The sequence below is a fragment of the Rhodococcoides corynebacterioides NBRC 14404 genome (assembly GCF_001894765.1).
Classification (GTDB): domain Bacteria; phylum Actinomycetota; class Actinomycetes; order Mycobacteriales; family Mycobacteriaceae; genus Rhodococcoides; species Rhodococcoides corynebacterioides.
The window spans coordinates 451,272-464,444 of record NZ_BCWV01000004.1; the positions used below are offsets into that span (position 1 = coordinate 451,272).

The 13,173-nt window shown below is 69.9% G+C and carries 11 protein-coding genes and 2 pseudogenes; 6 read left to right on the forward strand and 7 right to left on the reverse strand.

Annotated features, from left to right (window positions below):
• Positions 1–32 precede the first annotated feature (32 nt).
• From RC2_RS11420 to RC2_RS18675, 4 genes and pseudogenes are all read left to right on the forward strand, one after another.
• Positions 33–764 (forward strand): phosphoadenylyl-sulfate reductase, encoded by a 732-nt coding sequence (locus tag RC2_RS11420; RefSeq protein ID WP_068146936.1) that lies wholly within the window; start codon positions 33–35, stop codon positions 762–764.
• Positions 761–1,693, forward strand: coding sequence for a sulfate adenylyltransferase subunit CysD (cysD, locus tag RC2_RS11425; RefSeq protein ID WP_068146939.1), 933 nt, complete (start codon positions 761–763; stop codon positions 1,691–1,693). Before RC2_RS11420 ends, cysD begins: the two co-directional genes overlap by 4 nt.
• Positions 1,693–3,294 (forward strand): annotated as a pseudogene (locus tag RC2_RS11430) (GTP-binding protein); the annotation flags it as partial. The gene cysD and the pseudogene RC2_RS11430, both read left to right, overlap by 1 nt.
• Positions 3,295–3,485: 191 nt before the next feature.
• Entirely contained in the window at positions 3,486–4,055 is a 570-nt protein-coding gene (locus tag RC2_RS18675; protein WP_139277345.1) for a hypothetical protein, read from the forward strand.
• Here the strand turns inward: RC2_RS18675 and RC2_RS11435 are convergent.
• From RC2_RS11435 to RC2_RS11455, 6 genes are all read right to left on the reverse strand, one after another.
• On the reverse strand, positions 3,941–4,957 hold the full coding sequence (locus RC2_RS11435) for a sulfate/molybdate ABC transporter ATP-binding protein (protein ID WP_068147225.1): 1,017 nt from the start codon (positions 4,955–4,957) through the stop codon (positions 3,941–3,943). The two genes, RC2_RS18675 and RC2_RS11435, sit on opposite strands and share 115 nt — an antisense overlap.
• A gap of 74 nt (positions 4,958–5,031) precedes the next feature.
• Positions 5,032–5,835: a sulfate ABC transporter permease subunit CysW gene (cysW, locus tag RC2_RS11440; RefSeq protein WP_068146945.1), complete on the reverse strand. Its 804-nt coding sequence runs from the start codon at positions 5,833–5,835 to the stop codon at positions 5,032–5,034.
• A complete protein-coding gene (gene cysT / locus RC2_RS11445) occupies positions 5,832–6,731 on the reverse strand; it encodes a sulfate ABC transporter permease subunit CysT (RefSeq protein ID WP_082895430.1) in 900 nt (299 codons plus the stop codon). The genes cysW and cysT overlap by 4 nt, the downstream gene beginning before the upstream one ends.
• A gap of 2 nt (positions 6,732–6,733) precedes the next feature.
• Positions 6,734–7,753 carry a sulfate ABC transporter substrate-binding protein gene (locus RC2_RS11450; protein ID WP_068146948.1) on the reverse strand — a complete coding sequence of 340 codons (1,020 nt, stop codon included), beginning with the start codon at positions 7,751–7,753 and terminating at the stop codon, positions 6,734–6,736.
• A gap of 124 nt (positions 7,754–7,877) precedes the next feature.
• On the reverse strand, positions 7,878–7,967 hold the full coding sequence (locus tag RC2_RS19390; protein ID WP_346243059.1) for an Ms4533A family Cys-rich leader peptide: 90 nt from the start codon (positions 7,965–7,967) through the stop codon (positions 7,878–7,880).
• Positions 7,968–8,137: 170 nt separating this feature from the next.
• On the reverse strand, positions 8,138–8,443 hold the full coding sequence (locus tag RC2_RS11455) for a hypothetical protein (protein WP_068146951.1): 306 nt from the start codon (positions 8,441–8,443) through the stop codon (positions 8,138–8,140).
• Positions 8,444–8,589: 146 nt separating this feature from the next.
• On the opposite strand from RC2_RS11455, the gene RC2_RS11460 reads away from it, so the two are divergent.
• Both RC2_RS11460 and RC2_RS19460 read left to right on the forward strand, forming a co-directional pair.
• On the forward strand, positions 8,590–10,575 hold the full coding sequence (locus RC2_RS11460; RefSeq protein WP_346243060.1) for a glycoside hydrolase family 15 protein: 1,986 nt from the start codon (positions 8,590–8,592) through the stop codon (positions 10,573–10,575).
• Between the two features lie 164 nt (positions 10,576–10,739).
• A pseudogene (locus RC2_RS19460) lies at positions 10,740–11,048 on the forward strand (type IV toxin-antitoxin system AbiEi family antitoxin); the annotation flags it as partial.
• A 211-nt stretch (positions 11,049–11,259) separates the two neighbouring features.
• On the opposite strand, the gene lepA reads toward RC2_RS19460, so the two are convergent.
• Entirely contained in the window at positions 11,260–13,101 is a 1,842-nt protein-coding gene (gene lepA / locus RC2_RS11470; RefSeq protein ID WP_072681394.1) for a translation elongation factor 4, read from the reverse strand.
• Positions 13,102–13,173 lie beyond the last annotated feature (72 nt).

Consider the following 13,173-nt stretch of genomic DNA (forward strand, 5'->3'; position numbering starts at 1 on the left):
CACCCCACCACCTCCTCGCGAAAGGGTGTGTCATGAGCGTTGCCACGCACCGCCATCTGTCCGAGCAGCAACTCCGGGAGATCGCCGAGCGCGGCGCCCGCGATCTGGTCGACGCCTCGGCCGAGGACCTGCTCCGGTGGACCGAGGACACGTTCGGCGACGATTACATCGTCGCCTCCAACATGCAGGACGCGGTGCTGGTGCACCTCGCCGCGCAGATCCACCCGGGCGTGGACGTGCTGTTCCTCGAGACCGGCTACCACTTCCCCGAGACCATCGGGACCCGTGACGCGGTCGAGCAGGTGTACGGCGTCAACGTGATCGACGCGGCCACCACCGTGTCCGTCGCCGAGCAGGACCGCCTCGAGGGCAAGGATCTCTTCGCGCGCGACCCCGCCCGCTGCTGCGCGTTGCGCAAGGTGGTGCCCCTGAAGCGCGAACTCGCCAACTACAGCGCCTGGGTCACCGGAATCCGTCGGGTGGAGGCGCCCACGCGTGCCAACGCGCCGCTGGTGTCCTTCGACGAGGCGTTCGGTCTGGTCAAGATCAACCCCATCGCGGCGTGGTCGGACGACGACATGCAGGACTACATCGACCGCCACGGCATTCTCGTCAATCCCCTGGTGGCGGAGGGCTACCCGTCCATCGGGTGCGCGCCGTGCACCGCAAAGCCCGCGCCCGGAGCGGATCCGCGCAGCGGGCGCTGGGCCGGAAGCACCAAGACCGAGTGCGGCCTGCATTCGACCGAGGAAGGAACGCGATGACCGCGGCTGCCGAACGGGTCGTCGACGTCACCCACGTCGACGAGCTGCGCGCTCTCGAAGCGGAGTCCGTGCACATCATCCGAGAGGTCGTCGCCGAACTCGAGCGCCCGGTCCTGCTCTTCTCGGCCGGCAAGGACTCCATCGTGCTCCTGCGGCTGGCGGAGAAGGCGTTCCGGCCGTCGCCGGTGCCGTTCCCGGTCATGCACGTCGACACGGGCCACAATTTCCCGGAGGTCATCGAGTTCCGCGACCGGCGGCTCGCCGAGGCCGGCCATCGTCTGGTGGTCGCGTCGGTGCAGGAATCCATCGACTCCGGGCGCGTGCGCGAGGTCGGCGGTCCCAGCGGGTCGCGCAACCGTCTGCAGACCCGCACGTTGCTGGATGCGTTGGAGGCCAACAAGTTCGACGCGGCGTTCGGCGGCGCCCGCCGCGACGAGGAGCGCGCTCGCGCCAAGGAACGCGTCCTGAGTTTCCGCGACGAGTTCGGGCAGTGGGACCCCCGAGCCCAGCGGCCGGAACCGTGGTCGCTCTACAACGGTCGCATCAAGCGGGGCGAGCAGGTGCGCGTGTTCCCGCTGTCCAACTGGACCGAACTCGACATCTGGCGTTACATCGAGCTCGAGCAGCTGGAACTGCCCTCCATCTACTTCGCGCACGAGCGCGAGGTCTTCGAGCGCGACGGCATCCTGCTCGCCACCTCGGAGTTCACCTCCCCGACGGAGCACGAGCAGGCGCGCGTCGAGACCGTGCGCTACCGCACGGTGGGCGACCTGACCATCACCGGTGCCGTGCGATCGCAGGCCACCGACATCGCCGGCGTGATCCGAGAGATCTCCGCCGCCACCGTCTCCGAGCGCGGGGAGACCCGCGCCGACGACCGCACGTCCAGCGCCGCCATGGAAGATCGCAAACGCGAAGGGTACTTCTGATGACCGTCACCGACGTTCGGCCCGGTGCCGACGCCTCCCCCGACTCCGGCGGTGTGGCCCCGCGCCAGTTGCTGCGCATCGCCACGGCCGGGTCGGTCGACGACGGCAAGTCGACGCTGATCGGACGGCTGCTGCACGACACCGACAGCCTTCCGCTCGACCACCTCGAGTCCGTGACGGACGAGGACGGCGTCGCGGACCTCGCCGCGTTGTCGGACGGCCTGCGCGCCGAGCGCGAGCAGGGCATCACCATCGACGTGGCGTATCGATTCTTCTCCACCCCCACCCGTAGCTACGTCCTGGCGGACACCCCGGGCCACGAGCGGTACACCCGCAACATGTTCACCGGTGCGTCCAACGCCAACGTGGCCATCCTGCTGGTCGACGCGCGCGCAGGAGTGCTGCGCCAGACTCGACGCCACGCACGCATCGCGACGCTCGTCGGGGTGGACCGCCTGGTGGCCACCGTCAACAAGATGGACATCGTCGGGTACGACGAGGCGCGCTTCCGCGCGGTCGAGAAGGAACTGGCCGCCCTCGGCGCACGTCTGGGTACGGAGATCCTCGTCATCCCCATCGCCGCGAAGCCGGGCGACAACGTCGTCCACCGCTCGGCGGCGATGCCCTGGTACGACGGTCCGACCCTGCTCGACCACCTCGAGGGCATCGACCTCGCCGCGCCGGCTCCGGTCGCCACCGAGCTGCGTTTGCCGGTGCAGTGGGTCTCACGTCCCACGGTCGGCGAGCGCCGCCGCTACACCGGCCGCCTGTCCGCCGGCACCTTGCAGGTGGGTGACCCCGTCGTCGCGCTCCCCTCGGGCTCGCGCAGCGTCGTCACCGCCCTCGACACCCTCGACGAGAACCGCGACGTGGCGGTCGCACCCCTGAGCGTGTCGGTGGAGTTGGCCGACGACATCGACGTCGCCCGCGGCGACGTGCTCGTCAGCGGCCGCGACGGTGCGCATCTGCCCGTGCTCGCCCGCGAGATCGACGCGACGGTCTGTTGGCTCGGTGAGCAGCCCATCGCCGTCGGCGATCGCGTGGCACTCAAGCACACGACGACGACGGTGCGCGCAACCGTGCACCGCATCCACTCGCGCCTGGATCCCGAGACTCTCGACGAGTCGCCCGGCCCGGCAGCGTTGTCCCTCAACGACATCGCGCGGGTCACGGTGCGGACCAGCGCGATCGTCGTCAGCGATCACTACGTGGACAATCGTGACGCCGGGGCGTTCATCCTGGTCGACGAGCACACCAACGACACCGTCGCCGCCGGCATCGTCGAAGGCGCGCGGGACATCGCGGCGAGGGGTGAGGGCGTCGCGTGGACACCGTCCGCCCTGTCCGCAGACGACCGTGCCGCGCGGACGGGTCAGCGCGGCGCCGTCCTGCTGGCATTGACCCCGGACGACGACACCACCGCGTCGACCGCGAGCATCGAGGATGCCCTCACGGCGCGCGGACGCAACGCGTACGCACTCGACGGCGCGGCACTGCGCAGCGCTCTCGACCTGTCCCCCGACGTGCGCTCCGCAGCGATTCATCTCGCGCGCATCGCACGATTGCTGGCCGACGCCGGCGTCGTGGCCGTCCTCGCCCTCGATGCCGTGGATCCCGCCGTCCTGGCTGCCGTCCGTGGAGAGCTCGACGCCGCGGGCGTGGAGCGGCACGACGTCGCGGACGCGGACGCGGCGGTGGGGGCACTGGGACTCGCGTAGAGATCGGCCGCCCGGCCGTCAAGACCGCGTCAGCGCGGTGACGGCCGGGCCGACCGAGCGGGCAGTCTCGACGGGTGACCTTGCGTGAGACACTGCCCTCGCTCCTGCCGGACACTGCGGACCCGGTGTGGCCCAACGATATCCACTACCGGTCCGGCGTCCTGGCGGCGCGGGCGGTGGATGGCGACCACCTGCTCACGGATCTGTGCGACCGCGTCGGCGATGCCGTCGTGGTGCGGACGGAGTCGGGCGCCCGGGTGGCCGTCGTCCGCGTGGTCGCCGTCGAGCACGACCACGGATTGCTGCGCGTGGTCACCACCGGCACCCCCAGCGGCGTCCGACCGGCGCGGGCACGGGTGGCCTCGCGTCACGCCCTCGTCCGACCCGTTCCGGTCCGCCTCTGCACCGCAGGAGTCTGCCTGTGCCCGGCCGTCGACCTCGCGGCGGACGTGCGGGCCGGCGACGTCCTGGCCCTGGTGTCCGCCGCCGGCGCGGCCCCGATCGCGGGCCCGATGATCGACCTCGGCGTTCAGTCCGTGCCGACGGAGGCGGAACCGGCGATGGCGGGGACGCGCGTGGCGCGGACGTACACCGTCTCCCCACTGGTCAGGCCGAGAGCCTCGTTGTCGCCGCGGGTGATCTGAGCGAAGAACGGCTCGCCGGTCGCCGCGTTGCGCAACTCCACCCGCACCTCGAACCCGAGGTGAACGACTCGCTCGACGGTGGCACGCAGCACACCGGCGCTCTCGGCAGTGCCTTCCGCCTGCGCCCGAGCGAGATCCGGGGTCCGACCGACCCGGATGTCGTGCGGACGCACCATCTGACCGTTCACGCGCGAGACGTCGCCGAGGAAGGACATCACGAAGTCGTTGGCAGGCCGGTCGTACAGATCGCGGGGCGTACCCACCTGCTCGATACGCCCGGCGTTCATCACGGCGATCCGATCGGCGACGTCGAGCGCCTCCTGCTGATCGTGGGTCACGAGCACCGTGGTGACGTGGACGTCGTCGTGCAACCGGCGCAGCCAGGTCCGCAGGTCCGCGCGAACCTTGGCGTCGAGGGCACCGAAGGGCTCGTCGAGCAGCAACACCCGGGGGTCGACGGCCAACGCGCGTGCGAGCGCCATCCGCTGACGCTGCCCGCCCGACAGCTGCGCCGGGAACCGCGTCTGGAAGCCCGTGAGGCCGACGATCTCGAGCAGCTGGTCGACCCGATCGTCGATCTCGGCCTTCGGGCGCTTGCGGATCTCGAGACCGAAGGCCACGTTCTTGCGCACGGTGAGGTGCTTGAACGCGGCGTAGTGCTGGAAGACGAAGCCGATGTCGCGCTTCTGTGGGCTCACGCTCGTGACGTCGTCGCCCGCGATGACCACCGCCCCGCCGTCCAGCTCTTCGAGCCCGGCGATGGACCGCAGCAGGGTCGACTTGCCGGACCCGGACGGCCCGAGCAGCGCCGTCAACGAGCCGGACGGGATGTCGAGCGAGACGTCGTCGAGCGCGACGAAATCGCCGTACTGCTTGCGCGCGTCGCGGACGGAGATCTCGATGGCCGCGGAGGCCGCAGAGGCCGTGGAGGCCGTGGAGGCCGTGGTGGACGCTGCCGAGTCTGTGCTCACAGTGGTCACTCCTTGGTTCGCTTCCGGTCCAGGACCGTCATCAAGAGCAGAACGACGACGGCGACGGCCATCAGCAGCGTCGACGCCGCGTAGGCGCCGGCCTGGTTGAAGTCCTCGTAGCGGGCGTTGACCAGCAGGGTCAATGTCTGCGAGATGCCGGGCAGGTTGGTCGAGACGATGATGACGGCGCCGAATTCGCCCAGCGCGCGGGCGACGGTGAGGACGACGCCGTAGGTCAGACCCCAGCGGATGGCGGGCAGGGTGATGCGCCGGAACGTCTGCCACGACGTCGCGCCCAGCGTCGCCGCGGCCTCTTCCTGTTCCTGGCCGATCTCGTGCAGCACCGGTTCGACCTCGCGGACGACGAACGGCAGAGTCACGAAGATGGTGGCCAGCACCATGCCCGGCAGCGCGAAGATGACGGTGATGCCCCATTCGGCGAGCGCGCCGAACCATCCGCCCGCTCCCCACAGCAGGATGAGGGCGACACCCACGATGACCGGTGACACCGCGAACGGGAGGTCCACGACGGCGTGCAGGAGTCCCTTGCCGCGGAAGGTGCCGCGGGCCAGGGCGAGCGCCGTGACGACACCGAACACCACGTTGAGCGGAACGACGATCGCCACGATGAGCAGCGAGAGCTGCAGGGCCGACTGGGCTGCCGGCGTGGTGATCAGCTGGACGAACTCGAGGACGCCGTTCTCGAACGTGCGGTAGAGGATCGCGGCGAGCGGGAAGACGACGAGGATGCCGAGGTAGAGCAACGCCACCGTGCGCAGCCCGATGCGGGTCCCGGGTGCGAGCTTCATCGCCGAGCCTCCCGTCGAGCGAGGCGATTGCCGGACACGCGCAGGACGAACAGCACCACGAACGCGATGGCCAACAGCACCACCGAGATGGCGGCGGCGTCGACGGGCTGGTCCGTCTCGATCTGCTCACGGATGAGCTGCGAGGCGATCTGGGTGTCGCCGGGGATGTTGCCGCCGATGAGAACCACGGACCCGAATTCGCCGAGCGCTCGGGAGAACGCGAGACCCGCACCCGAGAGGATCGACGGCAACAGCACGGGCAGCACCACCCGCCGGAAGACGACGAGGTTGCTCGCCCCGAGCGACGCGGCGGCTTCCTCCACCTCCCGGTCGAGTTCGATCAGCACCGGCTGCACCGCCCGCACCACGAAGGGCAGCGTGACGAACGCGAGCGCCACGATCACGCCCGCCTTGGTGGCGTTGAGGGTGATGCCCACCGGGCTCATCGGCCCGTACAGCGAGAGCAGAACGAGGGACGCCACGATGGTCGGCAACGCGAACGGCAGATCGATCAGGGCGTTCACGATGCCCTTGCCGGGGAAGTCGTCGCGGACGAGCACCCAGGCGATGAGCGTGCCCATCACGACGTTCACCACCGTCGCGGCGACCGACACCTGGACCGTGACGCGCAACGTCGCCAGGGCTCGGGGGTCGGTCACCGCGTCGAGGAAGGCGCCCGGTCCGTCGGCGAGCGAGCGGCTCGCGACCGCGGCGAGCGGGAGCAGAACGATGATCGAGAGCCAGAGGAGGACGGTGCCGAGCGTCAGGCTGCCCCCGGGCAGGCCGGAGGCCGGTCGCTTGCGCGCGGGCAGGCCGGAGGCCGGTCGCTTGCTCCCGGGCAGGCCGGAGGCCGGCCTGCGTCGGGTGCGTGTCGTCGGTGGCTCGGTGAGGCTCATGGTCAGTTCGACGCCTTGTAGATCGCGTTGATGGCACCGTTCTCGCCGAACAGGTCGGCGTCGACCGCGGTCCAGCCGCCGAGCTGATCGATGGTGTAGAGCGTGCCGGGCGTGGGGAACTTGTCGGCGAACTCGGCGGCGACGCCGGGATCGACGGGCCGGAAACCGGACTCGGCCCAGATGCGCTGTCCCTCTTCGGTGTACAGGAACTCGTTGAGGGCGTTGGCCTGCTCGAGGTTGGCGCTCCCCTCGACCACGGCGACGGGATTGTCGATGCGGAACGTCTGCTCGGGGACGAAGTGTTCGACGGCCTGACCCTGACTCTCGAGGAGCAGCGCCTCGTTCTCGTAGCTCAGCAGGACGTCACCCTGCCCCTGCAGGAAGGCTTCCGATGCCGAGCGGCCGGAGTCCGGCTGGACCGGGAAGCGCTCGACCAGTTGGGTGATGTAGTCGAGGCCGGCCTGCCGATTCTGTCCCCCGTTGCTCACGGCGGCGTAGGGCGCGAGGAGGTTCCACTTCGCCGAGCCGGAGCTGAGCGGGCTGGGGCTGATGACCGACACGTCGGGACGGATCAGGTCCTGCCAGGTGCGGATGTTCTTCGGGTTGCCGGGCCGCACGACGAACGAGACGACGGAGCCGAACGGGACGCCACCGGTCGCGCTCGCGTTCCAGTCCTCGCTCACCTTGCCCGCCTTGACCAGTCGCGTCACGTCGGGCTCCACGGAGAAGTTGACGATGTCGGCGGGCGCGCCGTCGGCGACCTTCCGGGACTGGTTGCCCGAGGCGCCGTAGTCGGCGTTGATGGTGACGTTCTCGCCGGACTCGGTGGCGCGGAACGCTTCTCCGATGGCGTCCCACCCGTTCTTGGGGACGGCGTAGCCGACGAGAGTGAGCGACGGGCCGGACGTGGTGGCGGCGGTCTCACCGACGGTGTCCGACGAGCCGGCGGAGCAGGCGGTGAGGGTCAGGGCGGCCACGGCAGCGGTGACGGTGAGCAGGCGAACGCGACGAGATCGGAACACGGAGGGAGGGCCTCTCGGGGACGGCACGGGGCGCGCGGACGGCGACCACCGTGGGGCACGACGGGGAGGGAGCGCAGGCTGGCGAGGGGGCGTCGGCACGGAGACGGCCGAACGCGAAGGGACGTCAGCGACAGTCGACGTCGGCGACGGCGAGCATGCCGACAGCGATCAGCGCCAACTCGTGGCGGATCGGTGCGGGCGCGGCGTCGAACACAGCCGAGAATCTAGCAGAGGTCACCGACGTGCCCGGTCCCGGCGTGATGCAGCCACGCGGTCGACGCCCTGCCCGGGCGCGCCGTCGTCACCGCGTGAGGAGCCAGGCCACCAGGACGAGCAGCACCAACACGATCAAGGTCAACGTCACACGCGAGCGGGGCACGCTTCTCACTCTCGACTCTCGGTGGCCGCGGGGGCAACACCGCTGGGGCGGTCCTCGCCGACGACGCGGCCGGGCCGATCCGTGCCGACGACACGGCCGGGCCGATCCGTGCCGACGACACGGCCGGGCCGATCCGTGCCGACGATGCGGCGCCGGGCGTCGAACACGGCCGACAACACCACGTCGGCGACCACGGCGACGACGACCGCGGCCGGCACCACCACGGCGAGCACCACGGCGACCTGGGGGACGAACGAGAGCCCGGCGATCCAGAGTTCCACTCCGTCCCACCACGAGGCCACCGCGTTCATCGGTCCGAGCCTAGTCCCCGCAGCACGAGGAGAGGATCGCCCCTGCGCGTCACCTGGACGCCCGGCCCCCTCGCACCGATGATGTGTCGATGAGCCCGTTCGACGAACAGTCCGCCGTTCCTCGCGTCGCGACGGCCGGGGAGGCGGTGTTCGGTCCGGCCAGTCCGGACGGCGGCGACGAGGGCGGGGCGCTCGACGCTGTTCCGCAGACCACCGCCGGCTGGGCACCGCACCGGTCGGCCTTCCCCCCGATCGACGACTACGCATTTCTCTCCGACTGCGAGACCACGTGTCTGATCGCCCGGAACGGGTCGGTCGAGTGGATGTGCGTGCCGCGCCCCGACTCCCCCAGCGTCTTCGGCGCCGTTCTGGACCGGGGAGCCGGCCACTTCCGCATCGGCCCGTACGGGCAGAACGTGCCGGCCGCGCGTCGTTACCTGCCCGGGGGCCTGATCGTCGAGACCACCTGGCAGACGGAGACGGGCTGGCTGATCGTGCGCGACGCGCTCCTCATGGGGCCCTGGCACAACACCGACGAGCGCTCGCGCACCCACAAGCGCGCGCCGTCGGACTGGGATGCAGAGCATTGCCTGTTGCGCAGCGTCAAATGCGTGAGCGGCACCGTGGAACTCGAGATGAGCTGTGAGCCCGCCTTCGACTACCACCGCAAGCAGACCGTCTGGGAGTACACCGGCGACGTCTACGAGGAGGCCACCGCCACCGCTCGCCCGGAGGACGGCGACCAGCCGACGCTGAAGCTGTCGACGAATCTGCGCATCGGGATCGAGGGCCGGGAGGCCCGCGCCCGCACCCGAATGAGCGAAGGCGACAACGTGTTCGTCGCGCTGTCGTGGTCGACTCTCGAGCCGCCGCGCACCTTCGACGACGCCGCCGACAAGATGTGGCAGACCGCGGAGTGCTGGCGCCAGTGGATCACCATCGGCCGCTTCCCGGATCACCCGTGGCGCGGCTTCCTCCAGCGGAGCGCGCTGACTCTCAAGGGTCTGGCCTACGCGCCCACCGGGGCGTTGCTCGCCGCCAGCACGACGTCGTTGCCGGAGACGCCCGGCGGTGCCCGCAACTGGGACTACCGCTACGCGTGGGTGCGGGACTCGACGTTCGCCCTCTGGGGGCTGTACACGCTCGGGCTCGACCGCGAGGCGAACGACTTCTTCTCCTTCATCTCCGACGTCACCGGCAACGCCGACGGCGAACCCGTTCCGCTGCAGGTGATGTACGGCATCGGCGGGGAGCGCACCCTCGAGGAGGAGGAACTGAACCACCTCTCGGGTTACGACGGCGCCAGCCCCGTCCGCGTCGGCAACGGTGCGTACAACCAACGCCAGCACGACATCTGGGGCACCATGCTCGATTCGGTGTACCTCCACGTTCGCTCGCGCGAGCACGTTCCCGAGTCCCTGTGGCCGCTGCTGAAACGTCAGGTCGAGGAGGCGAAGAAGCACTGGCGTGAACCCGACCGCGGCATCTGGGAGGTGCGCGGCGAACCCCAGCACTTCACGTCGTCGAAGGTCATGTGCTGGGTCGCGCTCGACCGCGGAGCGAAACTCGCCGTGCTGCACGGTGAGCGGGCCTACGCCGAGGAGTGGAGCGCCGTCGCCGACGAGATCAAGGCCGACATTCTCGAGCACGGCGTCGACGACCGCGGAGTCTTCACCCAGCGCTACGGCGACGACTCACTCGACGCGTCGCTGCTCCTCGTCGTGCTGCTGCGGTTCCTGCCCGCGGACGACGAGCGGGTCCGCGCGACCGTGCTCGCCATCGCAGACGAGCTCACCCAGGACGGCCTGGTGCTGCGGTATCGCGTCGACACCACCGACGACGGCCTGTCCGGGGAGGAGGGCACCTTCACCATCTGCTCGTTCTGGCTGGTGTCGGCGCTCGTGGAGATCGGCGAACTGCACCGCGCCAAGCGCCTCTGCGAGCGGCTGCTCGGGTACGCCAGCCCCCTCAAGCTCTACGCCGAGGAGATCGACACCACCACCGGCCGCCACCTGGGCAACTTCCCGCAGGCCTTCACCCACCTCGCACTGATCAACGCGGTCGTGCACGTCATCCGGGCCGAGGAGGCAGCGCAGTCGGGCCAGTTCCAGCCCGCCCACGGCCACTCCTGACCCCCTCCGGCCTTCCCGCTGATTCCCGACCGGCCTCCGGCCTTCCCGCTGATTCCCGACCGGCCTCCGGCCTTCCCGCTGATTCCCGACCGGCCTCCGGCCTTCCCGCTGACCCCTCCTGCGCTCACGGACGGTGCACCGGCCGCCTCGCGGTCCACGCCGCGATGACCGGCCGCACGCAGTCCGTCGCCAGCCACGACAGTGCGGCCGCACTGCTGCGTCTGCCGGTGCTCGCTCCGCGCCGCGATCGGGTGCACGTCACCGTCGACGGTCGCGGCGGCGGGAAGACCACGGTGTCGACGGTCGAACACCGGGTGCCGTTGTCCGAGGTCGACGTGATCGTGGTCGACGGCGTCCGCGTGACCACACCGGCCCGCACCGCCCTCGACCTCGCCTGCGTTCGGCCGGCCGTGCACGGACTGTGCGCGGTCGAGTCGTCGCTCCGACTCGGCGCCGTGGACGTACCGGGCGTTCTCGAGCGAATGGGGCGCCGCCACGGGATCGAGCTCGCGCGCCGCGCGGTGGCGCGGGCCAGTCCGCTCACCGAGAGCCTCGGCGAGTCCTTCTCCCGCGCACTGTCCTCGGCTGGCCCGACATACCGGAGCCCCGCCTGCAACACGCGTTCCACGACGAGCACGGACGGTTCGTGGCCCGCACACGCAGGAACCGCCCGCGGAAGCCGGACTACTTCTTCGGCTTGTCCGACGCCGCGTCCGAGGACAGCGCGGCCACGAACGCCTCTTGAGGGACGTCCACGCGACCGATGGTCTTCATGCGCTTCTTGCCCTCCTTCTGCTTCTCGAGCAGCTTGCGCTTGCGGCTGATGTCGCCGCCGTAGCACTTGGCCAGCACGTCCTTGCGGATGGCGCGGATGTTCTCGCGGGAGATGATCTTCGAGCCGATGGCCGCCTGGATGGGCACCTCGAACTGCTGGCGCGGAATGAGGTCCTTGAGCTTGCCGGTCATCTTGTTGCCGTAGGCAGCGGCGGCGTCCTTGTGCACGATGGCGCTGAACGCGTCGACGGCCTCGCCCTGCAGCAGGATGTCCACCTTGACCAGAGCAGCGGCCTGCTCGCCGGACTCCTCGTAGTCGAGCGAGGCGTAGCCACGGGTGCGGGACTTCAGCGAGTCGAAGAAGTCGAAGATGATCTCCGCCATCGGCATCGTGTACCGCATCTCGACGCGCGTCTCCGACAGGTAGTCCATGCCCCCGAGCTCACCGCGACGGCTCTGGCAGAGCTCCATGATCGAGCCGATGAACTCGCTCGGCGAGATGATCGTGCACTTGACGATCGGCTCGAAGATGTTGCGCGCCTTGCCTTCCGGCCAGTACGACGGGTTGGTGACGACGTGCTCGCTGCCGTCCTCGAGCTCCACGCGGTAGACCACGTTGGGCGAGGTGGAGATGAGGTCGAGTCCGAACTCGCGCTCGAGCCGCTCGCGCGTGATCTCCATGTGCAGCAGACCCAGGAACCCGCAGCGGAACCCGAACCCGAGCGCCACCGACGTTTCCGGCTCGTAGGTCAGAGCGGCGTCGTTGAGCTGCAGCTTGTCCAGCGCGTCCCGCAGGTTGGGGTAGTCGGACCCGTCCACCGGGTAGAGCCCGGAATAGACCATCGGACGCGGTTCGCGGTACCCGGTCAGCGGGTCGGTCGCGCCGTGCCGGGCGGTGGTGACGGTGTCACCGACCTTCGACATGCGCACGTCCTTGACGCCTGTGATGAGGTAGCCCACCTCACCGACGCCGAGACCCGTCGTCGCCTTCGGCTCGGGCGAGACGATGCCGACCTCGAGCAGTTCGTGCGTCGACCCCGTCGACATCATCTTGACCTTCTCGCGCGGCACGACGCGGCCGTCGACGACGCGCACGTAGGTGACGACGCCGCGATAGGTGTCGTAGACCGAGTCGAAGATCATCGCTCGCGCCGGACCGTCGGCGTCGCCCACCGGGGCGGGCACGCGCTGGACGACCCGATCGAGCAGGGCCTCGACACCCTCGCCGGTCTTGCCGGAGACGCGCAGCACGTCGTCGGCCTCGCAGCCGACGATGTGGGCGATCTCGGCGGCGTAGCGATCCGGATCGGCGGCGGGCAGGTCGATCTTGTTCAGGACCGGGATGATCTCCAGATCCTTGTCCAGCGCCAGGTACAGGTTGGCCAGGGTCTGCGCCTCGATGCCCTGCGCGGCGTCGACCAGCAGAACCGCACCCTCGCACGCTTCGAGCGCACGCGACACCTCGTAGGTGAAGTCGACGTGGCCGGGCGTGTCGATGAGGTGCAGCACGTGCTCGGTGTCGCCGACCTTCCACGGCAGACGCACGTTCTGCGCCTTGATGGTGATGCCGCGTTCGCGCTCGATGTCCATGCGGTCGAGGTACTGGGCACGCATGGACCGGTCGTCGATCACGCCCGTCAGCTGCAGCATCCGGTCCGCCAACGTCGACTTGCCGTGGTCGATGTGAGCGATGATGCAGAAGTTGCGGATGCGGGCGGGATCCGTGAACGTCGTGTCCGAGAAACTGGCGATGGGGAACTCCTAAGACGAGCGTGATCCGCAGGTGGCGGACGGCGCACCGCCCAGAATATCCGCAGTACGCCC

Bases quoted from the DNA above. Each gene is read 5' to 3' on its own strand.
- RC2_RS11420 (WP_068146936.1), top strand. From the start codon at position 33: ATGAGCGTTGCCACGCACCGCCATCTGTCCGAGCAGCAACTCCGGGAG.
- cysD (WP_068146939.1), top strand. From the start codon at position 761: ATGACCGCGGCTGCCGAACGGGTCGTCGACGTCACCCACGTCGACGAG.
- cysW (WP_068146945.1), bottom strand. From the start codon at position 5,835: ATGAAGCTCGCACCCGGGACCCGCATCGGGCTGCGCACGGTGGCGTTG.
- cysT (WP_082895430.1), bottom strand. From the start codon at position 6,731: ATGAGCCTCACCGAGCCACCGACGACACGCACCCGACGCAGGCCGGCC.
- RC2_RS11455 (WP_068146951.1), bottom strand. From the start codon at position 8,443: ATGAACGCGGTGGCCTCGTGGTGGGACGGAGTGGAACTCTGGATCGCC.